Below are 25988 nucleotides of genomic sequence, written 5' to 3'. Positions count from 1 at the left end.
GTATATATTTTTTATGACGCTAATCTGTCTCAATTAAAGTACTTTCTGGTGCATGTTTGGGACGTTTCATGACAAAAATTCTTAATGTTTAGAGAAGTGACTTTTCTGGGATTGTTTTTTATTTATAATTAAAGACAGACATTGAATGATAGTCTATAGGAAGTCTTACTCATCAATGTGTGTATTGAGGGATGTCCAAAGCCAGAATACATTTATCGTTAATATAACAGCGCTATAAAACGAAGGCGGTCTTCTTTTCGCAGGATCGTTCTTGCTTTAATCTAAAAGGGATGGTTAGTGGCAACTTCAATAGTGTTAGTGACTCAGGATCGCTACCTTGTCAGGGGCATGCGGATATTTTTTCCGGATATTATCCTGCTCGATTCGATTGACAGAAACATATTTGATAACGGTGCAGATGAATATTCTGTATTGATTGATAGTCGTGCGCCGCTTCGTTTATATGATTACCTGATACGCCATCCGGCCAGAACGAGAAAAACGATTTGCTGCGTTATGCTTGATATGCGCCATCGCGAGGAGAATCTGCTCAGTATGAAGCTGTTTATGAATACGTCGCTGACGGAGCCGGACATGGCCTCGCTGTTTAATCTGGTGCTCAATATGAAGGGCAGGCGCCTGACCACGAAGTGGCTGCTGAATTTACGGCTGAGCACGCATGAAACGATCATGTTGCGGTTGCTGAGGGCAGGCATGTCAATGGAGGAGGTTGCTGACGAGCTGAATACGTCGGTGAAAAGTCTCTACCGCAAACGTACGGCGCTCTCGGAACGGCTGGGGGCGGAGAACTTCAATGAGGCGTGTCTGTTTATCTTCAAAAACAAACTGCTGGGCGCAGGTGGGAACGATCCCTAAAGTTGTCAGGAATTCAAAAGCAAAAAACCGCCACGAGGGCGGGTTCGTTAATAAGGTGCGTGGTAACGCGCTTTTCTCGATGCCGGCGGATGTAAGGTGGCAAAAATGAGCGGGTGGCGGTTGGATTTTGGGGGAGAGGAAACGCGTATTATAATGAAAAACGAAAAGTATCTTCTGCTCTTTAACCCCGTTTATGAAATGCCAGAGGCTAAGCCAAGTGTTTTATCCTGAGCGGGTGATACCAGAAGGAGACTCCTGGAAGTGATTGAAAAATTAAAAAGGACGTTAGAAATGAATAAATATCTATCTGATTTGTGTGTTGTTTCTTTTTTTTGTTTTTCTTCAATAGGTTACGTGCACTCTGCGGGTCTAAATAAAGTTCAGGTTAGTATCGAACCCAGCAACTTTAATAGTGGATATATCCCGGTAATTTATGGTGCAGATGAAATCGAGCCTTCTGATTTCAGGGAGTCGGATCTACAGGAGATGCAGGATAGCCTGAGGAATATGAAGTCCGACAACCGCAAAGTCGATGAGCTAACTCAGAAGGTTTTACAGCTTGAGAGAAAGAATTCTGAGCAGGAGAGTAAGATCGAGCGATTGCAAAGAAGCCTTGATGACATGAAGCGGAGCAACGACAACCTTTCAAATCAGGTCAGCAATTTATCCGGCAAAATTAAGTGATAAAAAAGAGCCACCGCCTGTATTAACTTACCGGGCTATTAGCGTAAGCGTGCCTGCATTAAAGCCACGCTTATCAGCGCCCAGAAATCGGCCGTAGCCATATAGCAAAAACCCGCCTTTTGGGCGGGTTCTTTAAATAGTGGTGCCCGGACTCGGAATCGATTTTTATTTTTAACTTTTTGAATTATAAGGTTTATTTTTAATTCGCTTATTTTTGTACCCTCATTTGTACCCTCGGTCCGTTTGCATTGATTCTGGTGACTCGAATTTGGGTTCAGGTACGAGGTGGTAGGGTTGCAGGAAAATAGCTGGTAACTATTTCGTTCATCTTATCAATCAAATCAGAGCGTTTAAAGATGATATGCCCAGTGCCTTTCTGGAAGTAAAGTATCTCAACATACTCGTCTTCGTAAACGGAAACGTGCTGTTTGCGGATATGAGCATCCAGCCTGACGGAAAGATCGTTGCGATTCTCCGGAACAGGTTTACCATCCAGAAGATGCAGCATACGATCTAAATCCGCTAACTGCTCACGTCTGCGCCCATGACGAAAGTGAAATCCCCAACGATCATATTGTACCAGACCATCAACGATGATCTTCTTCCCGAACTTGCAGGGGCTGTTGCTCTTGTAATCCCAGCTTAGTCCTTTAAACACGTTAATGATTCCCCGCTGGAACACCTCCGCTTTACTCTGATGTGGCTGCTCAAAGGTACTGAGAATATTCTCTTCACTGACAGCGGGAATATCGTCCTTTTCTAGGCTGTTGTACCACTCGTCGCGTGCCTGTGCGTCCATGAGCGCCAGCATTCCCGACTTATTCATCAGGTCTTTCCAGATGCTGCGATCGATATTTTGGGTGATGGCTTTTATCGCTGTTTCTGGTTTATCCATCAACCAGCAGTCGTAACGGTATTGTCGTACTCCCCATTCATTCGATTTACCTCCGCCGACACTGCTTGTCAGGGCAGAGATATTGTCAAGCTGCTGTATCAACGTTTCAATCTCCGCCAGTGCGGCATTATGTCCGGTAACAATGCGCTCAATACTGGTGGAGCAAATCACGTCGGTATGGTCGGTTAGTACTTCGGGGTCGGTGAGAGTCAGTTGTGACATCATTTCTGTCCTCTATATAAAAGCAAAGCGCCAGTCGGTGAGGACTGGCGCTTATCTGCGTGTGATAAGTCTGGCTCGGGGCTAATCTGTTCTGGCCTGTTGCAGAAGCTGCAGATGGCGGAGATCGCGAACGTCCTGTAATGCCTGTTCAATCCAGGGCAACAGGGCTGCTGAGTCAATGTTGTCTTTGTCGTTATCGAAGATAATCTCGCTGCCACAATCAATATTGTCCTGCAGCCAGCCAGTCAGAATGTTGAGAGCGACCTCAGTGGTTAATTCTGGCATTAGAACTCCTTGTTGTGATTGATGTTGAGTTACCAGTCAAAGGTGGGAAAGCCTGGCAGCACTTCGCCTCAGGCATCAAAATGAACAATGCCAATGGCGTAACGACGCATAAGAGTTACCACCAGACGACGACAGGATTTAGACAAACCCAGGCGTTTTAGCCGCAACACCGGAAATGACCACGCCCCCTGGTGGAGCAGATAGCCCGACCCGGTGTACAGGATCCACTCGCTGTCGCCAAAGTCTCCGTTCTGGTGTGAAAGGGTAAACAGCAGAGTGTTATCGGCTACGGTGATATGCGCGGTACTGCACTGGATACCGTTAACGCGGGCTATGGTCGGAAGCGGATCTTCCACGACCAGCTTTCCGGGGGGATCAGCAATACGAAGCGAGTAACCGTTATCACAGACCACATCTATTAGACTGGCCAGTTCAATACCGTCGATATCAATGGCGATCCGGCCCATGTTGAGGGCCAGTACATTGATGCTATCGGCTTCTACTGTGAGGGACAGTTTCATTTCAGCCCTCCGGAAGAGCGTCCACTGATGGCGCAAGTCACCGCTTTATAACCGGTACGTTGCATCAGGCCGATGGCCTTTCTGGCCCGGAGTATATCAATAGCGCTGATGAACGGAGACTGATGCTGAATGGAGAAACCGGGGCGATCAATTCGTACCAGTTCAGATTTTTCAACGAGAAAATTGAGTGCATCTGCCAGTGAAAGCCCGGCGTCAATATGCTGCTGAATGACACCGTCGTTGCCAAACTGTGTGTCGTTAAGCGAAAGGCCGTAATGCCTTTCCAGCAGATACGTAAGAAGTCGCTGCCAGATTTCAACGGGCGTTGGGTGTGATGGTGCCTTCCGAGCCGGAATGGCGGATAAGGTTTGCATAATAAAATGCTCCTGAATAAAGTCGGGTTGAAAAGGGGATGGATTAGAGGGGGAAGTTAGCGGGGGATGCTGTTGCCTGACGTCGGATAAATCGCGATATAAAGGTAACCACAACTGCCCAGTGTATCTGCGTCGAGGGTCAGACCTTTTGCATACAACGTGACGCAATGCTGATTGCGGGGATTGAGTTCACCGGAAACCAGCATTAACTCAAGCTGCTTCATTAGTACCGGAAAGGCCTGGTCGAGATGACGTAAATCCGCGTCGCTGAATGTTCCTTCGATAGTGCTGCGGTCAGCCAGATAATGCAGGTGGTTGCCTTCCTGTACCAGTCGTGCGCCAAAGCATGGCGTGACGGTGGGTTTAAGTCCCCACCAGGGCTCAGAAATATCATGGTTTGCTACAGGTGTTGTGTTCGGCATTTAAGTAATCCTTAACAGTGCGTTAATTCAGGGTAACGCTGCGCAATACGACATACGGGCCATTGCGGTCCTGGCGACGCTCAGCGAATACGGCCAGCACGCCGGCGATGTCCTGTACCTCCCGACCGGCATAGTGGCAGATACTGCCGGACCACTGATACTTCCCGGTACAGAAGCGAAACAGCCGGGACTGCGGATGCTGACGGTATATCGTCATTGCCTGACGTTTACTGATGATTTTCATCGTTATATCTTCCTTACAACCAGCCACGTTAGGCAAAAGACACAATATCCATCCCGCCAACCACCAGGTGGTCCAGCAGGCGAATATCAACCAGCTCCAGTGCTTGTTTCAGGCGCATAGTAATTAACCTGTCGGCCTTACTGGGTTCAGCTTCCCCAGACGGGTGGTTATGGGCCAGCACGGCAGCGGCGGCATTATTTTTCAGTCCGGATTTAACGACCTCACGCGGATGGACGGTGATGCTGTTAATCGCCCCGAGGAACAGCGTGTCGTGGGCCAGCAGGCGATGCTGATTGTCGAGCCAGAGAACCGAGAGTGCTTCTCTTTCCAGTGCCGCGAGCTGCAGGCGCAGCCAGTCGCGGACAGCATGGCTGGAAGTAAATGACGTGCCGGGCTCACGTAGCTGACCCTCCAGCAGGGTTAAGGCTTCCCTGACCGCCTGCTGGTCGGTAGGGGCTAATTCACGGGCAAACAGCGGTAACTGTTGTTCCATAGCATCTGACCTCAGTCGATGATGTGCATGATGGCGCTGCATTCCGCGTGGTTAAACGCGTAGTCCCGCAGGCGATAGTAGTGCTCCGCCATGGCGTCGCATTCGGTGCGCATAGCGTGATGGCTGTAAGTCATCAGACAGACGGCAATTCCGGCGGCTTCGGCACTGAATTCGCCGCCGTTGCCGTTCATGGTGTTAAATAGCGACCACTTCTCATCGGTATCTCCATTTGTTTCCGGGGCCATAAATGCACCGCCGTTACTTAGTATGTAAAAATTCCAGATCCCCCCGCTGTAGTCTGTGCAGAAGCGGTCCATCCAGGCGAAGACAGTTGGCTCAATGATTATCCACTGCGGGATGCAGCCGAAGTGCTACGGCCAGAAGCTGCTCCGCTGCTCATCCTGTACGAGGGTGGCGGTCAGCGCTGGCGAAGAACTGGCAGGTTGTGGCGGTAACGGGAGGGTATCGTTAAAAGGTTAATAATGTCGTTCATGCTGGTTTTTCCTTGTTTATTTATCGGGTTGGGGATGCTGGTTAAGCCGGAGTGACGGGCAGGCCTGCGCATAGCCATCCTCATCACAGCGTGACGGCCAGTGCCCCTCCGGGAGGCTTAAGCTGCACAGGCTGCGTTCACCGGGGCGATAAAGAAGGTGAGAGCACCAGGCGCAGAGATCGTCGTCAGAGATGGAGCGGCTGCAGGGATTGTTCTCCGGAGCGGTCGGATAAAGGGTGGCCTGGCGGGCGTTATCAGGCCGCGGTGGCATCAGCTCAGCGCCTGCTGCAGTTCTTCTGCCATTACCCAGAGCGCCCGGTTGAGCTTCACATCGCCGTCGATACCTTTAACCGCGCGGGTATGGCTGCGTTTGCCTCTGGCAGTTCGTCCTGGCAGACCCCCTTTCAGCAGGTTCTCCTGGCAACGATTGAAAACTGACCACAGGTCTTCCTGACGGTCTTCATAGCGTCGGGGCGTCAGTATCTGGGATGCCGTCACCGGCTGATGCTCTTCACCAAAGCGGTACGTCAGCGCGGCTCTGGCAAACGCCTGTTGTGCAGGGGGCGGGAGTAAAAGCGACTCCATAACGCCACGTTTTTCTTCCACCTTGTCAAATATCCCCAGGACTTCATAAGCGCCTTCAATGACTTTCTCCACCACGTTACCCCGGTGCGGAACTCTGATTTCGCCAAACGACTGTCCGCAGACGAGCGAATTCGTGCAGACGCTTCGGAATATTCCCGGAAGTAACTGAAAACTGGATTCGCCACCGTGCGAATTTAGGATGATGATTTCCGGCACCTGCTGACCGTTTATCTGACCGGCGCGACGCAGGCGGAGCATATGCTTTGTGTGCTCCCGACGGTCCGGATCCCGAACGCGTGACTGGCAGGCAAAGAACGGCTTGAATCCTTCGCGCTGCAGGTTCTCCAGCAGGGTGATGGTGGGAATAAACGTGTACTTTTCACTCCTGGAAGCATGTTTGTCCTCTCCGAAGACGCTGGGGACATGCTGCATCAGTTCTTCACGGGTTAATGGACGGTCACGGCGTATCTGGTTTATCCGCCCGAAGCGGCTTGCTAAGCGCATGGTGAGTACCTCTGTAGTTAATGAAATGGCATAAACAAAAAAAACCATGCTCCCCGGAGGGAACATGGCCTGTTGGTATGGCAGCTGTTTGGATTGTGGTGAATCAGTTCTTGGGTATACCGTGGCTGACCAGGTAACGGTTAAGCCATCCCCCGGCGTTGGCTTCAAAATTCCACGCCCGCCAGATCAACAGGTTTTCACTGTCGCGAATAACCAGCCGGAAATGTGTCCCCTGGTCGTCTTCGATAGCAACATTGCGGTAAACCGCCACCACAGCCTCCGCCTGTTCACGGGTGAACGGACCGGGAGGTAACGGTGAGTCGTAAATGTTTTGCATGGTGAGTTCCTTAGCAGGCACAAAAACAAACGCCCTGCTCATTCGAGCGGGGCGTTTGCGGGTTTAATGAGAGTATCAGGAGCAGTACGTGAATCAGTGATTTTCGAGAGCGAGGGTTTTCGCCTTACCACTGATATAGCGGATATTCAGCGTTGTGACGCCCGCCTTGATGGAGGGTTTCAGGTCTGCAATTTCATCGCATCCCATCCCGGTGATTTCCCGGATTTCTGGATTTTCACGGGTTTTGCTGACGACATACCAGTTCCCGGCAGGGCAGGCAATACCGCCGTCCTGCTTCAGCAGGGTGAGGAACGGTGAATCAATAAGCTGAGTATATAATCCGGCCTCGTCAGCACCGTTAATCAGCGTATCTTTCTCTTTACCGCCGCAGTTACGGCAAAAGAGCCTGTCGTCCTGTGAACGCAGAATCTGGGCTGTATAAGCCGGTGCTTCATTATCCAGCGAGAAGGTATTACGTTCTCCGTTCTTCCAGATAACGCTGAGCAGCGTGACGCCATTTTTCTCTGTTACCGATACACTTCTGGCGCTGCTCAGGTTTGAGCGGTCATTATCGAACTGAATGCTGCTGATGGCAGGCGTTGCCGCGAGTTTATCAATGTAGAAAAAATCAGGCGTCTGATTCGCCGCCGCTCCCGGGGCACTGTCAGACATCAGAATGGCATAGCGGCTCGTATCCTGGATTTTGCTGTAGCTGGCGGTCTTTACTTTATATCCCTGGGGGTAATCCGCCAGAAAATAACTGTCCTTTTTCTCCGGCCCGCAAAGGTGGCAGACCATATGCCCTTCGCTGTCGGTTGTCAGACGGGGAAGATTGTCAGCCGGAGCGGCGGCAGCCGGTTGGGTAAACATCAGGTACAGGGACGCTATCACCAGTCCGGTGACGCGGATGATTTTTTGTCTGTTAATCATAAAGTTGTCCGTAAATGTTTATAAAGAATAGCGTTGTCTGGCGGAAAGAGAACCTTCTCATTCCGCCATGCATTCAGCAGCAGCCTGACCGGTGTAAGCAATAAAATCAGGCGAGGTAAAAATTTGGGGGGGATTCCCCCAGTCCTGACCGTAACGCTGAACGAGTTTCTCCCGGGCACAGTCACACAGGGCGGTATCACCCTGTGCGGTGCATTCGCGCATAAAGGCACGTTTTCCCCTGGGCTCATCACAGGCGGTTAACAGCAGGAGGAAGGCAAGAAAAAGCCCTTTGTGTTTCATCATCACGATTTACGCATAAACAAACCGAGGATGAGCAGGAACACGATGATGATTATCCAGATGAGCCCGCCGATAATGCTGCCGAGTGAAGGGAACCAGACTGCGGGCCATACCAGCCCCTGTCCGATGGCATAAGCCAGGCCACGCCATGCCTGAGTCCCCCATACAACCTGATAAATGGCCGTGATAAGAGTCAGCACACAATAAATACTGATAATAAAGCGTTTCATTCATGACTCCATTTGAACAATAAAAAGCGCTGGTGGCGGGAGAGGAAACGGATGTTGATAAGGGGGCTGATTTAGTCACTGACGGTGAAGGTGCCCTGGTCGGTGAATATCCGGGCCTCCAGGAAATTACACGAGATACCGGTCTGCCAGAGTGGATTTCCGAAACGCCAGGTCAGACTCTCGGCAAACTGCATTTTGCGGGGGGTAAACGTACCTTTATTGGGCCACCATCCTTCCGGGGTGGTCTTCCCGTTATACGTTGTCTTTCCCTGCTTCAGTTGCGGGCATCGCCCCCGGTTAACATCAATTTTGTCTATCTGAATGTTGTCTGTTCTGGCGGTCACGGTGACGTAAACGCAGTCATGGCATTCGTAGCCACTTTTCTCGATATTAACTTTTATAGCGTCCTCATCAGCCGCCTGAGCGGGCATCGCGGCCAGTACAGCAAGGGTGGCGAACGCGATAAGAACAGTTTTCATGACACTTTCTCCGTATGTGACAAATCCTGCGATATATCACATTGATTTTTAATGGATAAATAACATAACCCTATGATTCCCGGTTGATTATGTAATCACGGGATTCATCAGGTACAGCGATGAATTTCGATCGGCTCGATCGACAAAATCGATCGTCATTGAGCACAAAAACTTATCGATACACGTCTTCAGGTTTATCGAAAATGAAGAGGTTAACCGAAGAAAAATCCCCAGAGGGAGCCTGCTGTACGGGCGACGGTGTGGGTCACCGCATGCAGTGCTGTGCGGGCCACCTGCGGCAGCGGTGCGAGGTCAATGATGTTATCAATCACCTCTACCACGGCATCGCCAAAGCTGCTGCTGGCGGTATTGATAACGGTATCAGTGCGATACCGGTTCTGCAGATGAGGCACAAGTGGACTGCGGGCTTGCTTTGGGAGGCGGGTAATCATGGCCTCCACCAGGCGCGACAGCCGGTAACGCCCCCGGACAGAGACTGGCAGAATATCTATTTCTGCTATCTGCAACTGACGTGCCACAGCCTGCTGTTTCTGCGCAATATGCTCCGCCTGTAACGCCGAGGGTTGAGCCGACAACCATCGCCACTGCTCGGCGGGTTCGGTTTTGTCCACCTGGTTGAGTATCCACAGCACTGGCGGTATCGGTCCTCTGAACTGTGCGAACACGTCCTGATAAAATTGCTCTTCCACCGCAAATGCGCGGTCATCGGCCTTGAGTACCCATAGCACCAGATCCATCTCCGACAGCATCCGCTGGTACAGCTCACGGTATTCGCCATCGCGGGTAACACTCTCACCCACACCGGGTAAATCCACGAGCGTCAGGTAATGCTGACCGAAGCGTAGCCTGACACGCTGTGGCTGACGGGTGCAGGCTTCCACCGCATTGACGGCGCAGATTTCGCTGCGGAACAACGCATTGCACAGCGAGGATTTACCGACGCCGGTTTTCCCCATAATGCCAATCACCGGCTCATAGGTGACCAGCCGGTTAAGCTCCTGCAGCAGATGCTGGCGCAGTGCATGTGGGTAACGTCGCAGATGGCGGCGGATAAGGGCGTAGCCCGAGGGATGTTTGTAAGCGTACAGCGTGAACCGTCTGGTCATAATCTGAAGCATCCGACAAAGTGGTGTCCACCAAATAAGTAGTGGGAACCAAAGTGTCAGATATGCAGAAAAATATGACTCCCGGCAGGCGTAAAGGCTGCCCTAATTATTCTCCTGAGTTTAAACAGCAGCTCGTTGCTGCCTCCTGCGAACCCGGGATATCCATCTCAAAGCTGGCGCTTCAAAATGGCATTAACGCCAATCTGTTGTTCAAATGGCGTCAACAATGGCGTGAGGGAAAGCTGCTATTACCTTCTTCAGAGAGTCCTCAGCTACTTCCTGTGACTCTCGATGCAGCTGCCGTACAGTCAGAGCCACTCGCAGAGGACCCGGAAACCCTCAGTATCAGCTGTGAGGTAACGTTCCGGCACGGAACGCTCCGCCTCAACGGTACTGTCAGCGAAAAGCTCCTGACCGTGCTGATACAGGAGCTCAAACGGTGATCCCGTTACCAACAGGCACCAAAATCTGGCTGGTTGCCGGTATCACCGACATGCGTAACGGCTTCAATGGCCTCGCCGCAAAGGTGCAGATGACGCTGAAAGACGATCCGATGTCCGGGCATGTCTTCATCTTCCGGGGCCGAAGCGGCAGTCAGATCAAACTGCTGTGGTCTACCGGTGACGGGCTGTGCCTGCTGACCAAACGGCTGGAGCGCGGGCGCTTCGCCTGGCCGTCAGCTCGCGATGGCAAAGTGTTCCTGACACCGGCGCAGCTGGCAATGCTGATGGAAGGTATCGACTGGAGACAGCCAAAGCGGCTGCTGACATCCCTGACCATGCTGTAGGCCTCTTTATCCTGGTTGTCGCAGAATAAGCCTGGTAAAATACGGGCCTATGAATGACACCTCTTCTGACGATATCCTTCTGCTAAAACAGCGCCTGGCCGAACAGGAAGCGTTGATCCACGCCCTTCAGGAAAAGCTGAGCAACCGGGAGCGTGAAATAGACCATCTGCAGGCGCAGCTGGATAAACTCCGCCGAATGAACTTCGGCAGTCGTTCCGAAAAGGTATCCCGCCGTATCGCACAGATGGAAGCTGACTTGAACCGGCTTCAGAAAGAAAGCGATACGCTGACGGGGCGGGTGGATGATCCGGCCGTGCAGCGCCCGCTGCGTCAGACCCGCACCCGCAGACCGTTCCCCGAATCACTTCCCCGCGATGAAAAACGGCTATTACCCGCAGAACCCTGCTGCCCGGAGTGTGGTGGCTTGCTGAGTTATCTGGGTGAGGATGCCGCCGAACAGCTGGAGATGATGCGCAGTGCCTTCCGGGTTATCCGGACTGTACGCGAAAAACACGCCTGTACTCAGTGCGATGCCATTGTGCAGGCCCCCGCGCCTTCGCGGCCCATCGAACGGGGTATAGCAGGACCGGGGTTGCTGGCCCGCGTACTAACCTCTAAGTATGCAGAGCACACCCCGCTGTATCGCCAGTCTGAAATATACGGCCGCCAGGGTGTGGAGCTGAGTCGCTCACTGCTGTCGGGCTGGGTGGATGCATGTTGCCGGCTGCTGTCACCGCTGGAAGAGGCACTTCGGAACTATGTGCTGACTGACGGCAAGCTCCACGCCGATGACACGCCCGTCCCGGTGCTGTTGCCGGGCAATAAGAAGACGAAGACCGGGCGGTTGTGGACGTATGTTCGTGATGACCGCAATGCCGGGTCAGAGCTGGCACCTGCCGCGTGGTTCGCTTACAGCCCGGACAGAAAAGGCATCCATCCGCAGACCCATCTTGCCGGCTTCAGCGGTGTGTTGCAGGCAGATGCGTACGCCGGGTTCAACGAGCTGTACCGCAATGGCCGGATAACGGAAGCCGCCTGCTGGGCTCATGCCCGCCGAAAGATCCACGATGTGCACATCCGCACCCCGTCAGCCCTGACGGAAGAAGCCCTGAGGCAGATCGGTCAGTTGTACGCCATAGAGGCGGATATAAGGGGAATGCCGTCAGAGCAGCGGCTTGCTGAACGTCAGCGAAAAACGAAACCGCTGTTGAGATCCCTGGAAAGCTGGTTGCGTGAAAAGATGAAGACTCTGTCGCGACACTCAGAACTGACAAAAGCGTTCGCGTACGCACTTAACCAGTGGCCGGCACTGACGTACTATGCGGACGATGGCTGGGCCGAAGCAGACAACAACATCGCTGAAAATGCCCTGCGGACGGTCAGTCTGGGTCGTAAAAACTTCCTGTTCTTCGGCTCTGACCATGGTGGTGAGCGGGGAGCGCTGCTGTACAGCCTGATCGGAACGTGCAAACTGAACGGCGTGGAGCCAGAAAGCTACCTCCGTTATGTCCTTGACGTCATTGCTGACTGGCCGATAAACCGGGTCAGCGAACTACTCCCCTGGCGCGTCGCACTGCCAACTGAATAACACATCCCCGTCAATACGGTTCTCGCTGGACGCTTACGGATGTTTCATATCGGCCTCTGAATGAAAAAAGACCATCCGGAGGGGATGGCCTGTTAGATAAAAACGGGAGGGAATTCAGTAATGTGATATATAACTGAGAAAAATTAAAATATCAGGATTTATTATACTGCTCGTAAAAACGCTCAATCAATTCATTGACCACATCTTTCCTTGAGGGGAGTCTGAAAATTTTCTGAAGTTCCTTAAGTTTTGGGATGTTTTCATCCCTGATGTCAAAGTGCAGGTCAGAATATCCATCTTTATTTTTCCTGCTTCGCCATGAGGATAACCCACTAGACATTTTTCTCATGAGATTTTCTGTTACAAGATGGCCATTCCTTGCAGCACCATGTAAATAGTCAAAAAATGCCATTATAATATCTTTATATTCAAAGCCTGAAGCCTCACAGAATTCAAGAATGAATGCAGCTTTTCTTTCTGACATTGAGGGGGTTATATCACCCATTCCTTTATCCTTGAGGTAGGTATAACAATATGTTATATCGCTCGGTTCTTTTTTAGCGAGCCAGGGATACGCTTTGTTTGATTTTATCCCCATCCACTTGTCTTCATAATTCCTCATTTCATTCAAAACATCCCTATGCTCCCATGAATACATTTCCTTATCAAGCCATGCAACCGCTGAATAATATGCAGACTTTGAGTGCGTGTTTAATTTGTTATTGTTGATAATGCTATCAATTAAACTGTAGGGAGTATCGCGAATGAGTACATTAAACAAAAACCAGAAGCATGCCCTACGCTCCCCCTTTAACCAGCTGATTTCTTCTTCAGGCATGGCTTTTTCTCGATAGCTATTGATCATTTCGTCAATAGTGTAATCAATATCCCTCCCCCGTAACTCAGATTTATAAAGTGCATTTTGTATGAGGGCTTTGATCTGGTTAATGTCAGCATAATCCATCCCAGAGATATAACGACGAGTCTTATCGTTGCACTGTAAAAAATGGACGTAATACATCAACTCCCGTTCACTGCTCTTCAGGAGTGCTTCAAGTTTAGTCGCTCCGGGAACGGCAACCCGCTTACCATTATCATTAAATGCCATTATATTTGCCTCTCAAAGTGGTGGTCATGGCGTGATTTTGTCGTGATATTACCACAAAAGCTCCCATTTTAGCCCATGATTTAGACGTTTTTTATCCGTGTATTAGCCGTCTGTTTTCCGAAAGATTTTACTGTTTACAGGGTCCTAAACCGCTTTTGGGCGGCCCTTGCTGCTCTGTTGAGCACAATTGTCAACAGGTACCCTCGCCTGGGTTTATGGTGAAATTCCCAATAAACCGGTCTTCTGCAACTGGTTGTGCTTACAGTTAAAGAACAACACAGTGAAGTGAAAATGTTAAAATGAAGGATAAAACGCTTACATCAGTCTGGCGAAGATATTATTCTCACCATGTTCCATCGCGTGTATGTTCATTCCTGAGTGCTTTCATTTTTTACATTCCCCTGTAATTATACGAAGCTTTACCCTTACAGGTTCCGGCACTGGCGTAGCCGTTGTGCCAATATAACTGACCAGAGGTAGAACACCCATCACTCTGCTATCAGAGTGGCGAAAATAAGCTACCCTGAGATACAGATGAGTGAAGGCAGTGAACGACATCCTCGCATAACGCCTGTACGGCAACTTACGTGAATGCACGGTGAAGTTAATCAGGTAAAACCGGATTAACAGTGTTCCCCCAGACGATGTGTATCTGCAGAAATACATCACGACAGCAGACGAGTAACTGGATACTGACTAAACCTCAAAATAAATTCATTTAGGTTATTAGTGTTATTTTATAAAGAAGCGTACTGATACTCCCCATCGGCAACCACATCAACGGGACATCCATCCGCAGAGTTTAGCCGTATACACTCAGTGTGATTAATCTCATCTCCAGTCTGAACCTTATGCACTCATGCTAAACACAGGTCCCGAATAATACCGTGAGGATGACATGAACAAATATCCCCTCACGCTGATAATACGCTGCTGACGGTCCCAGTAACTTTGTTCAGCATGAGCCTGCTCATCCATCCGGTTAAATCCACGCAGTAAAAAATAACACGCTGCTGTAATCCCATGACCACTATTCATCACGGGATAACATCATGCTTCACAATACCAACAGAAATCACCAACCCGATAGTTCTCTACAGAACGTGTTATTCCACCATCAGAGCCAGCTCTTCAACTGCTACTCGAAACTGTTAATGCTGCGGGTGGATTTTGCCTATCGCCAGAATAGTGATTCATTTAACGCCGCTGACTTAAATCAACTGGTCGCCGATATGACCTGGCTGACGGAACAGAGTTCGGCATCATCAGGGCTGGTGGGGTATGCCTGGGTACTGGAATACACAGCAGATCACCGTTACCACGTCCATGCTGCATTTTATCTCAATGGTCAGCGTCACAGGAAGGTCTGGTGCTTCTGGGAAGCCATTCAGTCGCTGTGGGAGGACATCACGGATGGAGAAGGCTATGCGCACCGCTGTGAGCCAAAGGGACATTACCGTGTAAGAGGCGAACGCGTGGTGAGTTTTTCCGACAGCAGAGGGCGGGAGGGTATGGCTTTTATCCTGAGCTACCTCGGTAAGCAGTCCCAGCGTACAAAGCGGCGGATTTACAGAGTCAGCGCTGTCCCGGCCCCGGCAGTCAGCGGCAGGCGGCGTAAGTACAGCTAACCCGCCGATAAAAAAATACGCCATTACCTCATCGTTTGAAGAAGTCTGCACCATTCGCATCCCTGACTTCTTCTCCCTTATCACCAACGGAGAAAAAACGATGACCACAGATTACAGCGTTCTTAAAGACCAACTGGTAACGATGGCGTTTATCACCCAGCTTACTGGCTTAACCGACAAATGGTTTTATAAGCTCATACAGGACGGTGAGTTCCCGAAGCCCATTAAGCTGGGCAGAAGCTCCCGCTGGCTTGAAAGCGAAGTGGAAGCCTGGCTACAGCAACGCATCGCGCAGTCCCGTCAGTAATCTATCGAACGCAATCACATCTCACACCTGATTTAGAGCCACCGGTCGTATGACCTGCACTGATGCCCTCTCCGGGACGGAACACTGCTGCCTGTCGTATGGCAAAGGACCCATTAATATGACGATTGACGCCAAATCTTTTATCGCGCTTGACGGCATTCAGCGCCTCACGGGCGCGGTCACTGCACAGCTTCACCCTTACGACCGCTACACCTGCCACCTCTGCGGCAGCGCTCTGGTATTCCACCCTGGATGGGGTACTAACCGCCCGTGGTTTGAACACACATGGGAAAACCTGACCGAGAACGGTCGTCACCATTGCCCGTACGTACACCCTGAGCCGATAGAAGCGCGGCGCATACGCATGCTGCGCCGTTACGTCCCAGATGTCCTACCGATAGTGAGGAAGGCCGACTGGCACTGTTCGGAGTGCCAAAGTGATTACCACGGCGAACGGTACTGCCTGAATTGCCGTACCGGTGAGCACAGTACCGAAGTTATCCGCAGCGAGGTGGCATGATATGCGTACCACAGCGAGCCGCGTTTCTCCACGCGGAATGGTTTTCGTGCACCAGTGTATCTGCACTGGAGTACGGTCATGATGCAGTTCAAACCAGTTGAACACGCCATCACTGACGACGGAGAATGGGTAACCGTTCAGGACGTCCCATACAGCTACGTCGGGCGCCTGCTGTGTGATTCCTGCCATACTGAGGTGATTATTCAGGAGGTTGCTCCGGGTAAGGAGATATTTGTTCATGCACGCCGCAACCGTATAGAGAGGCTTAAAAATCAGGGCTGCCAGTACGCGATAAGACCACCACGGCGAGCTACACCGGTAAGGCCTGCTGGCAGACGAGAGCGGAATACGGCTTTCCAGGGGCCGCTGCACACACGAACCCGAAACTGGCGATGTACCCGATGTGAATATACTTACTTTGGCAGCAAGAAATGCTCACGCTGTAACGACTGGATCTATACGGTGGCGCGATAAAGGTGGTGCCGGGGCTTGAGAATACAGGCGCCCGCAACACTGGATGCCTCCTCACGTGTTCTGGTCGAGTTACCCGACGATAACCATAGGTGGGCAGATCGCCGATAACGGTATGGATACGGGCCAGCGCGTCAGTATCATCAGGTTTGCGCTTGCACTGACGATCCTGCCAGTCCTTCGACCGACGGGCCATGGCATGCAGTTGCGAACGTGAGACCCGGAGGCAACGACTGACAAGGCTTATTCGCCATCCTCCGGCAACAAGGGCACGTGCGCTATCCACTTTTTTGTCGGCCATATTCAACGGCTTCTCTTAGCAGCTCGTTTTCCATGGTTTTCTTGCCCAACAGGCGCTGCAGCTCTTTAATTTGCTTCATCGCAGATGCCAGCTCCGACGCGGGCACAACCTGTTCTCCTGCGGCAACGGCTTTGAGGCTGCCTTCCTGATAGTGCTTACGCCACAGGAACAGCTGACAGGCAGCAACGCCATGCTGACGGGCGACCAGCGACACGGTCATTCCGGGCTCAAAACTCTGCTGAACAATGGCGATTTTCCTGAACACTTCGCCGTCTGCGCTTCTCTGGACCTAAAGCATCAATCATCCGGACTCCAACGACTAGTCTAAAAACTAGTATTAAGACTATCACTAACTTAAGTGATTCCCACTGTCTGGAGATTCATGGGGCCAGTCTATGGCGCGATGCCGGAGTCTTCGAGCGCTTCTGGCAGAACGGTTTGCTTGCCTGCGGGCATCTGGACAGCATTGACTGGTCCTGGCTGTCAATGGACGGCTGTATGACCAAATCGCCGCTGTCAGGAACAAAAAACATGCCGCAACCCCACTGAGAGAGGGAAACAAGGCGTAAAGCGCGGGCTTCTGACGGACGCCAGCGGGTTTCCTCTGTCTCTGGTTGTCGCAGCAGCGAACACGCACGACATGAACCTGGTTGCGGATACGCTCGATGCGCTTCAGGCGGGTCGTCCGGGGCAAAAACTCAGACTCTGCCTGGACAAAGGTTACGATGCTGGCTGGCTGAAAACATATCTACAGGGCCGCCGCTACGAACCGCATATCCAGTACCGTAAAGAAGAGTCATATGCCAGTAAAAACAAGGACTTCAAAGCCCATCGCTGGGTTGTCGAAAGAACTTATAGCTGGATGAATCGTTTTCGCCGTGTCCTGACCCGATGGGAAAAGAAGACAGAAAATTACGAGGCCATGTTGCATTTTGCCTGTGGTCTTATCGTCTGGAATAAAGTCCTATTGAGAGAGGCTTTAAGCGTAAGTGAGCTGAAACACGTGGTGGGAGTCACGGTAGCGAAATTTGCCATGGCCTTTAAGTTTTGACCATGGCTGTAAACCTGAGCGGACTGACAACGGGGACAATGAACGTTAACGCTGGCCATGAGAGAACCTTAAAAGCCCACATTATAAATCAGATTAAACCAATTAGAGGCATCACCACTTTTAATTTGTATTTTTATATGCATGCATTTATGTATTTGTGTATTTATATGCTTGGTGGTGTTGATTATCATCAAAGCTAAATAATATTTAGGAATGAGTTCGTTATGAAAAAAACGCACCTAGTAATTATCTCTGTTGTTTCTTCACTCCTGATTGGCTGTAATTCGGTCGGAAAGACCCGGCCTTCTTCAGTTTCTCTTGTTTCATCTCAGGGCCAGAAAAGCAGCATCAGCGCAAAATCAGATGGTCGCCAGTGTGTTGATAACTTCGACCTCCTGAAGCAACTTAATATGTCTGCGTATTCCGGATATAAAGCCCAGTTTGACAGCGTTAACCGACAGTACGCGTACTATAAAGCTAATGAAGAATTAATGGAAAAGGACCCTAAAGAAGTTATGGTCATCACTCTGAATGATAAGCTGAATATGATTTGTGACAGGGTTAAAAGTCAGACGTTTGTTGAAATACGAAACCGCATGTTACAGGTTTCTAAGATTTAATTATTGATATATTCGGGGTGCTGTTTGTGTTTGCTGACATCAGGTTTTTTGAAAAAATGCGGCTGTTTGTTTTATTTTACTGGGTCATAAGTAGTTTTCTTTTCCCTCTTGCCCCGCTTGCATTTGCTTCCCAGCCTGATGGGATGGAAAGGCTCGGGGAGATGAGTCATCTGATGGAGGCTGGTCACGGGAAGACGGAGGCATTGCTCTCTGAACCTTACGGAAAGGCATCGTCACTCCCGGCGCCTGAGGTGTCTGTTGTTAAGCCATCCTCAGAGCCTTTGCGGGGCGCAGCGTTTCCCGGCAAAAACAACAACCACAGCAACCCTGATATTTCAGTTCATTCAGCCGGAACGGACTCTTCAGAGCCTGCGAGTCCACCACTAATGCCGGGCAGTATACATAATGAAACTTCCCCCCAAAAAACCGAACCCCCTCAGGCCCTGCTGAGCGGGGTTCAGTCCGTCTGGGGAGTTATGGGGGCGGAGGACCGCGCCGGGGCTGCGCGCTCAGCAGCGCTTGGACGTATCAACGGAATGGCCAATGGGGTGATGAATAATGCCATACGTGACTGGCTTGGGCAAAAAGGCAATGCACGTGTTCAGATAGATACGGAAAAACGCGGGAGCGCTGATTTACTGGTTCCTCTGGTGGATGCTCAGGAGCATCTTATTTATGGTCAGGCCGGCGTGCGGCGTGACAGAGACAGAACAATCTGGAATGGCGGTCTGGGCGTGCGGTATTACCCGGCAGAGGAATTCATGCTGGGAGTTAACAGTTTTTATGATTATGACCAGACGGGCAATAATGCCCGTTATGGTGTAGGGCTCGAGGCCAGAACTGACTATATCAGTCTTTCAGCGAACCGTTATTTCCGAATTACTGACTGGCATCAGTCGGTGCTTGATTCCATGCGTGATTATGATGAGCGCCCTGCTAACGGTTATGACCTGAGGGCCAGGTACTGGCTGCCGGCATATCCGCAGGTTGGTGGGGAATTTACCTACGAAAAATATTTCGGAAAAGGAATAGCTTCCGGGACAGGCTCTGCCTCTCCTGATTCCCTCCGGGATGCTCCGCAGACGTTTACGACTGCCGTAAATTATACGCCTTTCCCGTTAATGACAGTCACTGCCGGTCACCGCTCAGGTGACTCATCTGACCTGTTTGCCAGGATTGATTTTAACTGGCGGTTTGGATTGTCGCTTTCTGAGCAGTTAAGTGCTGACAATGTCAGCATTATGCGTAGTCTTAAGGGCGGCCGTTATGACCTTGTTGACCGTAACTATAATATTGTCATGCAGTACCGCAAGCAGGAGCTTGTTTCATTGTCATTACCTCCGTCATTTGAGGGGGAGGCGCTGACGAGTATTCCGGTTACCGCAAAGGCGAAGGCAAAGTACGGAGTTTCCCGCGTTGAGTGGGAGGCCGGCGCCTTTATTGCAGCCGGAGGGCAGATTGTCACAGGGGCAAATCCTCTTGAGGTCAGCCTGGTGTTGCCTGCCTGGAATTCGCCTGAAACGGGAAAAGAAAATACCTACACTCTTACTGCAGTAATGACCGACAGGGAAGGCAACAAAGCGGAAGCCCGGACGGTTATAACCGTGAAGGCGTCTTCCGTTCAGGCCACTCTCAGCGTTGTGTCAGATAATGCGCTTGCGGACGGGCGGTCTGCCAATCAGGTGGTGGTTAAGGTGACGGACGCCAGCGGGAAGCCAGTGTCCGGAATGGCGCTGAAGGTGATTATATCCCCTTCGACAGGAAAGAATGAATGTACCATCAATGGCTCGTCTGACTGCGGAGGGTTTGCGGCAACAACGGATGCTTCAGGCCAGGTTGCTCTCAATATAACTCACTTAAGGGCGGGGCAGTACGCGCTCAGTACAACGCTCATCAACGGCAACAGTTTTGTAACCGGTGTGACTTTTGTTCCGGTGAATGCCTCCGTTACCGGTATGACCCTGCTGGCAACTTCTCCTGTAACGGTCGGGCAGAGCAGTATGCTGACGTTAAAGGTTGTCAACCGCGATTCAGTTCCTGTAACAGGCCTGCAATCCTCTGATATCGTGCTGAGTAACACCCTGACGGGACAGGATTACAGTGGAATTGTCTGGACAGACAACGGAGACGGAAGTTATTCCGCGAGCGTTGTGATGACGTCTGCCGGCATAAACACTCTTAAAGCGAATATACCAGCCAGTAACATCGTGGCAGATGCCAGCGTGAGCGTGACGGCGGGCGCGCCGGATGCGGCCCGTTCATCGCTGGCCGCGGCGCCGGCGACCATAGCGGCTGACGGGGTGGCGGCGAGCACGCTGACCCTGACGCTGCGCGACGCGCTGAACAACCCGGTGAGCGGGCAGGCGGTTGCCTTTGCCTCGACCCTCGGGGGGGTGACCTTCAGCACGGTGACGGACAACGGAGACGGCAGCTACACGGCGACCCTGACCGGAACGACGGCGGGCGCTGCGGCGGTGAGCGCCACGCTGGGCGGTGCGGCCTTCGGGGTGGCCCCGGCCGGTGTCACCCTGACGGCGGGCGCGCCGGATGCGGCCCGTTCATCGCTGGCCGCGGCGCCGGCGACCATAGCGGCTGACGGGGTGGCGGCGAGCACGCTGACCCTGACGCTGCGCGACGCGCTGAACAACCCGGTGAGCGGGCAGGCGGTTGCCTTTGCCTCGACCCTCGGGGGGGTGACCTTCAGCACGGTGACGGACAACGGAGACGGCAGCTACACGGCGACCCTGACCGGAACGACGGCGGGCGCTGCGGCGGTGAGCGCCACGCTGGGCGGTGCGGCCTTCGGGGTGGCCCCGGCCGGTGTCACCCTGACGGCGGGCGCGCCGGATGCGGCCCGTTCATCGCTGGCCGCGGCGCCGGCGACCATAGCGGCTGACGGGGTGGCGGCGAGCACGCTGACCCTGACGCTGCGCGACGCGCTGAACAACCCGGTGAGCGGGCAGGCGGTTGCCTTTGCCTCGACCCTCGGGGGGGTGACCTTCAGCACGGTGACGGACAACGGAGACGGCAGCTACACGGCGACCCTGACCGGAACGACGGCGGGCGCTGCGGCGGTGAGCGCCACGCTGGGCGGTGCGGCCTTCGGGGTGGCCCCGGCCGGTGTCACCCTGACGGCGGGCGCGCCGGATGCGGCCCGTTCATCGCTGGCCGCGGCGCCGGCGACCATAGCGGCTGACGGGGTGGCGGCGAGCACGCTGACCCTGACGCTGCGCGACGCGCTGAACAACCCGGTGAGCGGGCAGGCGGTTGCCTTTGCCTCGACCCTCGGGGGGGTGACCTTCAGCACGGTGACGGACAACGGAGACGGCAGCTACACGGCGACCCTGACCGGAACGACGGCGGGCGCTGCGGCGGTGAGCGCCACGCTGGGCGGTGCGGCCTTCGGGGTGGCCCCGGCCGGTGTCACCCTGACGGCGGGCGCGCCGGATGCGGCCCGTTCATCGCTGGCCGCGGCGCCGGCGACCATAGCGGCTGACGGGGTGGCGGCGAGCACGCTGACCCTGACGCTGCGCGACGCGCTGAACAACCCGGTGAGCGGGCAGGCGGTTGCCTTTGCCTCGACCCTCGGGGGGGTGACCTTCAGCACGGTGACGGACAACGGAGACGGCAGCTACACGGCGACCCTGACCGGAACGACGGCGGGCGCTGCGGCGGTGAGCGCCACGCTGGGCGGTGCGGCCTTCGGGGTGGCCCCGGCCGGTGTCACCCTGACGGCGGGCGCGCCGGATGCGGCCCGTTCATCGCTGGCCGCGGCGCCGGCGACCATAGCGGCTGACGGGGTGGCGGCGAGCACGCTGACCCTGACGCTGCGCGACGCGCTGAACAACCCGGTGAGCGGGCAGGCGGTTGCCTTTGCCTCGACCCTCGGGGGGGTGACCTTCAGCACGGTGACGGACAACGGAGACGGCAGCTACACGGCGACCCTGACCGGAACGACGGCGGGCGCTGCGGCGGTGAGCGCCACGCTGGGCGGTGCGGCCTTCGGGGTGGCCCCGGCCGGTGTCACCCTGACGGCGGGCGCGCCGGATGCGGCCCGTTCATCGCTGGCCGCGGCGCCGGCGACCATAGCGGCTGACGGGGTGGCGGCGAGCACGCTGACCCTGACGCTGCGCGACGCGCTGAACAACCCGGTGAGCGGGCAGGCGGTTGCCTTTGCCTCGACCCTCGGGGGGGTGACCTTCAGCACGGTGACGGACAACGGAGACGGCAGCTACACGGCGACCCTGACCGGAACGACGGCGGGCGCTGCGGCGGTGAGCGCCACGCTGGGCGGTGCGGCCTTCGGGGTGGCCCCGGCCGGTGTCACCCTGACGGCGGGCGCGCCGGATGCGGCCCGTTCATCGCTGGCCGCGGCGCCGGCGACCATAGCGGCTGACGGGGTGGCGGCGAGCACGCTGACCCTGACGCTGCGCGACGCGCTGAACAACCCGGTGAGCGGGCAGGCGGTTGCCTTTGCCTCGACCCTCGGGGGGGTGACCTTCAGCACGGTGACGGACAACGGAGACGGCAGCTACACGGCGACCCTGACCGGAACGACGGCGGGCGCTGCGGCGGTGAGCGCCACGCTGGGCGGTGCGGCCTTCGGGGTGGCCCCGGCCGGTGTCACCCTGACGGCGGGCGCGCCGGATGCGGCCCGTTCATCGCTGGCCGCGGCGCCGGCGACCATAGCGGCTGACGGGGTGGCGGCGAGCACGCTGACCCTGACGCTGCGCGACGCGCTGAACAACCCGGTGAGCGGGCAGGCGGTTGCCTTTGCCTCGACCCTCGGGGGGGTGACCTTCAGCACGGTGACGGACAACGGAGACGGCAGCTACACGGCGACCCTGACCGGAACGACGGCGGGCGCTGCGGCGGTGAGCGCCACGCTGGGCGGTGCGGCCTTCGGGGTGGCCCCGGCCGGTGTCACCCTGACGGCGGGCGCGCCGGATGCGGCCCGTTCATCGCTGGCCGCGGCGCCGGCGACCATAGCGGCTGACGGGGTGGCGGCGAGCACGCTGACCCTGACGCTGCGCGACGCGCTGAACAACCCGGTGAGCGGGCAGGCGGTTGCCTTTGCCTCGACCCTCGGGGGGGTGACCTTCAGCACGGTGACGGACAACGGAGACGGCAGCTACACGGCGACCCTGACCGGAACGACGGCGGGCGCTGCGGCGGTGAGCGCCACGCTGGGCGGTGCGGCCTTCGGGGTGGCCCCGGCCGGTGTCACCCTGACTGGAGAGATAACAGGTGTCACCGCAGGTGGATTTACCTTTGCTACTACGGCAGGTTTCCCGACAACTGGTTTTAATAATGCCTCATTTACCATTAATACAGTGGGGGCTGCAGCAGGATATAACTGGACAAGTAGTGATACGTCGTGGGTTTCGGTATCTTCTACTGGTAGAGTGACGTTTACTGCAGAGGGTACCACATCGCCTGTAACCATTACGGCAACACCAATTGCCGGGGGGGATGCATTGACTTATACATTTACAGTTAATAAATGGTTTATTAATAATGGTGCAACTCGGTTAACGGGAAATAATGCCAGAGATTGGTGCATTGGTAGGGCTCTAAATTTGCCTGTTCTCAGTGATATGACGGTTAACAACAGTAATATTGCTACAGGAGTCCGTGGTATAGGTGCTCTTTGGAATGAGTGGGGGGCTTTAGCGGTGTATCCGGGTTCAGGCTTTACTAATGGATCGTATTGGTCTGCACAAGCTTTAAATGTTTCCACTTGGTATGAGGCAAGCATGGAATCAGGTATAGTGTATACTGGTTCTATAGTTGCGGTAGATTATGTTATGTGTAGTAAATATTTATAATATTTACCTGCATATTTTGGGCCTGCACCCGAAAAATTGGACTTCCAACAAAGTAAGGTGCAGTTCGGTTCATAGTTGATGAACAGATTCCAATTGTTGATTGAAATTTGATGTCAATCCGTGTTCGAATGAAGTTAAACAAGTCTCAGCATCGGCAGAATGAGTATATACCTGCGTAAAGCCTTTTCCAGTAGTGGTACCAAACGTTTAACCCAACTGTGCAGCGTGGAATGGTCAATGACATGCAATGCTCATCCATAATATCTTCGAGAACATTCAGACTCAGTGAGTCATTTAGATACTAGCGTATGCTTTGAGTAATAATATCTACTGGATTGTACAGGCGTTTGAAGGTATTTCGATTAAAATATATTAACAGGCAACATAAAAAACAGTTTGTTACTTGATGAAGGATTAACCGATAGAGCATTTAGTCGAGTATCCACTATTCGTAGATAGGATATAAAGACTGAAAGGACGTGAAAGAAATACATGCTCCCCTGAATGGGCTTACTGCCAAATTTGTATGATGTATCCATAGTTACTAATTTCTAATTATTCCTTTTGGAGTTTGTATGTTTAAGTTTTTTACAATGTTTTTTTTCATGCAAATGAGTATATCTGCTCTGGCTCAAGATAAATTTCAGGATTTTTTTGAAACAAGCTTTGATTGTACTAAAGCGCATTCTAAAAATGAAGTATTGATTTGTTCAGATAAACGACTAGCTGAGCTGGATTATAATTTATCTGAAACATTCTGGTTGGCAAAAAAAGCTGCAAAAGATAAAATAGTGTTTTTAAAATATAGTCAAGAAAGCTGGCGTGCAAGAGAAAAAAGTTGTAATGATAAAGAATGTCTATTAAGATGGTATTATTCTAGGAAAAAAGAGCTTGAAAATACTATTCAAACCGGGAGTGTATTTTTACAAGTCAATGCTGATAAATAATCTGTGGAGTGCCGCCATTTTTTCAACGTAATGTGGGGAATAAAATATGCAGAGTTGGAAATCCGTTAATCCAGCGACTAACGGATGAACGTCCATTATGAACTGCTTGCTGCATCAGGCGTAGTTCGACATGGGGTATCGGTGCTGATCGGCATCGCTCAGTCCAGTTGCTGATTTTGGTTGGTTTGCCGATTGATCAGAATGCATAATCCGAGCTTAGTTTCTTTTAAATTATGTACTATTCTGCGCAGTTGTTTAAGTTAACTACCAATAAATTATACCTTACTCCTGTTATAGATAATAGAATAATATTATGCATTGTTGTTTTGAATATGCACGGTATCAGGTTGCCCTTTTATTTAATTAATAGATTGCCTCAAAGAGAAAATTAAGGGCGTTAGTCTCTGCAAGTGCATGTTGTTATTTATGGTAAGTCAGGATAGGACGGCATGTATAATACCACGGTAAAGCAAGTTAGCAATCACATAATCTAAATTTTTATTATCTTAAGGGTTGGAAATATATAAAGGCAGGAAAAGCCTGCAATAAAGGCTAGCGCTGGCTATGCGTACATGAAACTATCCCGTTTATAGTAATCAATGTATAATTTTTATTATCTCTAAGTATGGCATTTCCGCACTAAAGAAAAAAGCCCACCAGCGTGGGCCAAAACCTCAAGGGAATAGCAAAAAGTAACACCACAAAACCATCTTATAAATTATAATGGCTTCTCAGAATTGTTGATTTGTTTATTTACACATCTATTTAATTAATTTTGGTGAACAAGAACTGTGACTAAGTTGTCATGATAATATCGTAGTTTCGTGGGCT

The 25988-nt window shown here is 52.5% G+C and carries 26 protein-coding genes and 5 pseudogenes; 12 read left to right on the top strand and 19 right to left on the bottom strand.

Annotated elements, in window-relative coordinates; genetic code table 11:
* Nucleotides 1–348: 348 nt before the first annotated feature.
* Both KGP22_RS18895 and KGP22_RS18890 read left to right on the top strand, forming a co-directional pair.
* A complete protein-coding gene (locus KGP22_RS18895) occupies nucleotides 349–876 on the top strand; it encodes a LuxR C-terminal-related transcriptional regulator (RefSeq protein WP_149367683.1) in 528 nt (175 codons plus the stop codon).
* Nucleotides 877–1137: 261 nt separating this feature from the next.
* Nucleotides 1138–1560, top strand: coding sequence for a hypothetical protein (locus KGP22_RS18890; protein WP_223580486.1), 423 nt, complete (start codon nucleotides 1138–1140; stop codon nucleotides 1558–1560).
* Between the two features lie 274 nt (nucleotides 1561–1834).
* Here KGP22_RS18890 and KGP22_RS18885 read toward each other — a convergent pair whose 3' ends face one another.
* From KGP22_RS18885 to KGP22_RS18815, 15 genes and pseudogenes are all read right to left on the bottom strand, one after another.
* Nucleotides 1835–2677 carry a DUF4942 domain-containing protein gene (locus KGP22_RS18885; RefSeq protein WP_123060714.1) on the bottom strand — a complete coding sequence of 281 codons (843 nt, stop codon included), beginning with the start codon at nucleotides 2675–2677 and terminating at the stop codon, nucleotides 1835–1837.
* A gap of 81 nt (nucleotides 2678–2758) precedes the next feature.
* The gene (locus KGP22_RS18880; protein ID WP_123060713.1) at nucleotides 2759–2962 is read right to left on the bottom strand and encodes a DUF957 domain-containing protein; all 204 of its coding nucleotides are present in this window, start codon (nucleotides 2960–2962) and stop codon (nucleotides 2759–2761) included.
* A 68-nt stretch (nucleotides 2963–3030) separates the two neighbouring features.
* A complete protein-coding gene (locus KGP22_RS18875; RefSeq protein WP_143345536.1) occupies nucleotides 3031–3483 on the bottom strand; it encodes a DUF5983 family protein in 453 nt (150 codons plus the stop codon).
* Nucleotides 3480–3857: a TA system toxin CbtA family protein gene (locus tag KGP22_RS18870; protein ID WP_123060711.1), complete on the bottom strand. Its 378-nt coding sequence runs from the start codon at nucleotides 3855–3857 to the stop codon at nucleotides 3480–3482. The genes KGP22_RS18875 and KGP22_RS18870 overlap by 4 nt, the downstream gene beginning before the upstream one ends.
* Before the next feature lie 56 nt (nucleotides 3858–3913).
* The gene (locus KGP22_RS18865; protein WP_123060710.1) at nucleotides 3914–4279 is read right to left on the bottom strand and encodes a type IV toxin-antitoxin system YeeU family antitoxin; all 366 of its coding nucleotides are present in this window, start codon (nucleotides 4277–4279) and stop codon (nucleotides 3914–3916) included.
* A gap of 22 nt (nucleotides 4280–4301) precedes the next feature.
* Nucleotides 4302–4523, bottom strand: a complete 222-nt coding sequence (locus KGP22_RS18860; RefSeq protein WP_123060709.1) for a DUF987 domain-containing protein — start codon at nucleotides 4521–4523, stop codon at nucleotides 4302–4304.
* 28 nt (nucleotides 4524–4551) lie between these two features.
* Complete coding sequence (gene radC, locus KGP22_RS18855; protein ID WP_123060708.1) at nucleotides 4552–5016, bottom strand: DNA repair protein RadC; 465 nt, start codon at nucleotides 5014–5016, stop codon at nucleotides 4552–4554.
* An 11-nt stretch (nucleotides 5017–5027) separates the two neighbouring features.
* Nucleotides 5028–5509 (bottom strand): annotated as a pseudogene (locus tag KGP22_RS18850) (antirestriction protein).
* A 16-nt stretch (nucleotides 5510–5525) separates the two neighbouring features.
* Nucleotides 5526–5780 carry a hypothetical protein gene (locus tag KGP22_RS18845; protein WP_123060707.1) on the bottom strand — a complete coding sequence of 85 codons (255 nt, stop codon included), beginning with the start codon at nucleotides 5778–5780 and terminating at the stop codon, nucleotides 5526–5528.
* Nucleotides 5780–6598: a DUF932 domain-containing protein gene (locus KGP22_RS18840; RefSeq protein ID WP_143345534.1), complete on the bottom strand. Its 819-nt coding sequence runs from the start codon at nucleotides 6596–6598 to the stop codon at nucleotides 5780–5782. The genes KGP22_RS18845 and KGP22_RS18840 overlap by 1 nt, the downstream gene beginning before the upstream one ends.
* A 103-nt stretch (nucleotides 6599–6701) precedes the next feature.
* Nucleotides 6702–6935: a DUF905 domain-containing protein gene (locus KGP22_RS18835; protein ID WP_123060706.1), complete on the bottom strand. Its 234-nt coding sequence runs from the start codon at nucleotides 6933–6935 to the stop codon at nucleotides 6702–6704.
* Nucleotides 6936–7028: 93 nt separating this feature from the next.
* Nucleotides 7029–7865 (bottom strand): hypothetical protein, encoded by an 837-nt coding sequence (locus tag KGP22_RS18830; RefSeq protein ID WP_123060705.1) that lies wholly within the window; start codon nucleotides 7863–7865, stop codon nucleotides 7029–7031.
* A gap of 302 nt (nucleotides 7866–8167) precedes the next feature.
* Nucleotides 8168–8395 carry a hypothetical protein gene (locus KGP22_RS18825; RefSeq protein WP_123060703.1) on the bottom strand — a complete coding sequence of 76 codons (228 nt, stop codon included), beginning with the start codon at nucleotides 8393–8395 and terminating at the stop codon, nucleotides 8168–8170.
* Between the two features lie 71 nt (nucleotides 8396–8466).
* The gene (locus tag KGP22_RS18820) at nucleotides 8467–8874 is read right to left on the bottom strand and encodes a hypothetical protein (protein ID WP_032233521.1); all 408 of its coding nucleotides are present in this window, start codon (nucleotides 8872–8874) and stop codon (nucleotides 8467–8469) included.
* Nucleotides 8875–9086: 212 nt separating this feature from the next.
* Nucleotides 9087–10001 (bottom strand): GTPase, encoded by a 915-nt coding sequence (locus tag KGP22_RS18815; protein WP_223580485.1) that lies wholly within the window; start codon nucleotides 9999–10001, stop codon nucleotides 9087–9089.
* 62 nt (nucleotides 10002–10063) lie between these two features.
* Here KGP22_RS18815 and KGP22_RS18810 point away from each other — a divergent pair, with 62 nt between their 5' ends.
* The 3 genes from KGP22_RS18810 to KGP22_RS18800 are packed head-to-tail and all read left to right on the top strand — an operon-like array spanning nucleotide 10064 to nucleotide 12376.
* On the top strand, nucleotides 10064–10444 hold the full coding sequence (locus tag KGP22_RS18810) for a transposase (protein ID WP_073001090.1): 381 nt from the start codon (nucleotides 10064–10066) through the stop codon (nucleotides 10442–10444).
* The gene (gene tnpB, locus KGP22_RS18805; RefSeq protein ID WP_073001021.1) at nucleotides 10441–10788 is read left to right on the top strand and encodes an IS66 family insertion sequence element accessory protein TnpB; all 348 of its coding nucleotides are present in this window, start codon (nucleotides 10441–10443) and stop codon (nucleotides 10786–10788) included. Before KGP22_RS18810 ends, tnpB begins: the two co-directional genes overlap by 4 nt.
* A 49-nt stretch (nucleotides 10789–10837) precedes the next feature.
* Nucleotides 10838–12376: an IS66 family transposase gene (locus KGP22_RS18800; RefSeq protein ID WP_223579781.1), complete on the top strand. Its 1539-nt coding sequence runs from the start codon at nucleotides 10838–10840 to the stop codon at nucleotides 12374–12376.
* Nucleotides 12377–12527: 151 nt separating this feature from the next.
* On the opposite strand, the gene KGP22_RS18795 is transcribed toward KGP22_RS18800, so the two are convergent.
* Entirely contained in the window at nucleotides 12528–13484 is a 957-nt protein-coding gene (locus KGP22_RS18795) for a hypothetical protein (protein ID WP_123060701.1), read from the bottom strand.
* Nucleotides 13485–14536: 1052 nt separating this feature from the next.
* Here KGP22_RS18795 and KGP22_RS18790 point away from each other — a divergent pair.
* The 3 genes from KGP22_RS18790 (at nucleotide 14537) to KGP22_RS18780 (ending at nucleotide 15939) form a co-directional block, all read left to right on the top strand.
* The gene (locus KGP22_RS18790; protein ID WP_123060700.1) at nucleotides 14537–15112 is read left to right on the top strand and encodes an inovirus-type Gp2 protein; all 576 of its coding nucleotides are present in this window, start codon (nucleotides 14537–14539) and stop codon (nucleotides 15110–15112) included.
* 100 nt (nucleotides 15113–15212) lie between these two features.
* A complete protein-coding gene (locus tag KGP22_RS18785; RefSeq protein WP_057055960.1) occupies nucleotides 15213–15419 on the top strand; it encodes an AlpA family transcriptional regulator in 207 nt (68 codons plus the stop codon).
* Nucleotides 15420–15537: 118 nt separating this feature from the next.
* The gene (locus KGP22_RS18780) at nucleotides 15538–15939 is read left to right on the top strand and encodes a zinc-ribbon domain-containing protein (RefSeq protein ID WP_223539554.1); all 402 of its coding nucleotides are present in this window, start codon (nucleotides 15538–15540) and stop codon (nucleotides 15937–15939) included.
* Between the two features lie 544 nt (nucleotides 15940–16483).
* Here the strand turns inward: KGP22_RS18780 and KGP22_RS18770 are convergent.
* Nucleotides 16484–17016 (bottom strand): annotated as a pseudogene (locus KGP22_RS18770) (transposase); the annotation flags it as partial.
* Nucleotides 17017–17107: 91 nt separating this feature from the next.
* Between KGP22_RS18770 and KGP22_RS18765 the strand changes: the two are divergent.
* Nucleotides 17108–17681, top strand: a pseudogene (locus KGP22_RS18765) (IS5 family transposase); the annotation flags it as partial.
* 15 nt (nucleotides 17682–17696) lie between these two features.
* Here KGP22_RS18765 and KGP22_RS18760 read toward each other — a convergent pair.
* Nucleotides 17697–17821: pseudogene (locus KGP22_RS18760) on the bottom strand (IS1 family transposase); the annotation flags it as partial.
* 165 nt (nucleotides 17822–17986) lie between these two features.
* Here KGP22_RS18760 and KGP22_RS18755 point away from each other — a divergent pair.
* Nucleotides 17987–18382, top strand: coding sequence for a hypothetical protein (locus KGP22_RS18755; RefSeq protein ID WP_223580484.1), 396 nt, complete (start codon nucleotides 17987–17989; stop codon nucleotides 18380–18382).
* 476 nt (nucleotides 18383–18858) lie between these two features.
* A complete protein-coding gene (locus tag KGP22_RS18750) occupies nucleotides 18859–24210 on the top strand; it encodes an invasin domain 3-containing protein (protein ID WP_223580483.1) in 5352 nt (1783 codons plus the stop codon).
* Nucleotides 24211–24380: 170 nt separating this feature from the next.
* Here the strand turns inward: KGP22_RS18750 and KGP22_RS18745 are convergent.
* Nucleotides 24381–24583, bottom strand: a pseudogene (locus KGP22_RS18745) (IS6 family transposase); the annotation flags it as partial.
* Between the two features lie 202 nt (nucleotides 24584–24785).
* Here KGP22_RS18745 and KGP22_RS18740 point away from each other — a divergent pair.
* Nucleotides 24786–25157 (top strand): hypothetical protein, encoded by a 372-nt coding sequence (locus tag KGP22_RS18740; RefSeq protein WP_143345528.1) that lies wholly within the window; start codon nucleotides 24786–24788, stop codon nucleotides 25155–25157.
* Nucleotides 25158–25988 lie beyond the last annotated feature (831 nt).

The organism is Enterobacter sp. JBIWA005, from assembly GCF_019968805.1.
Taxonomy (GTDB): Bacteria; Pseudomonadota; Gammaproteobacteria; order Enterobacterales; family Enterobacteriaceae; genus Enterobacter; species Enterobacter vonholyi.
This window is presented reverse-complemented; position numbering and strand designations above follow the sequence as displayed.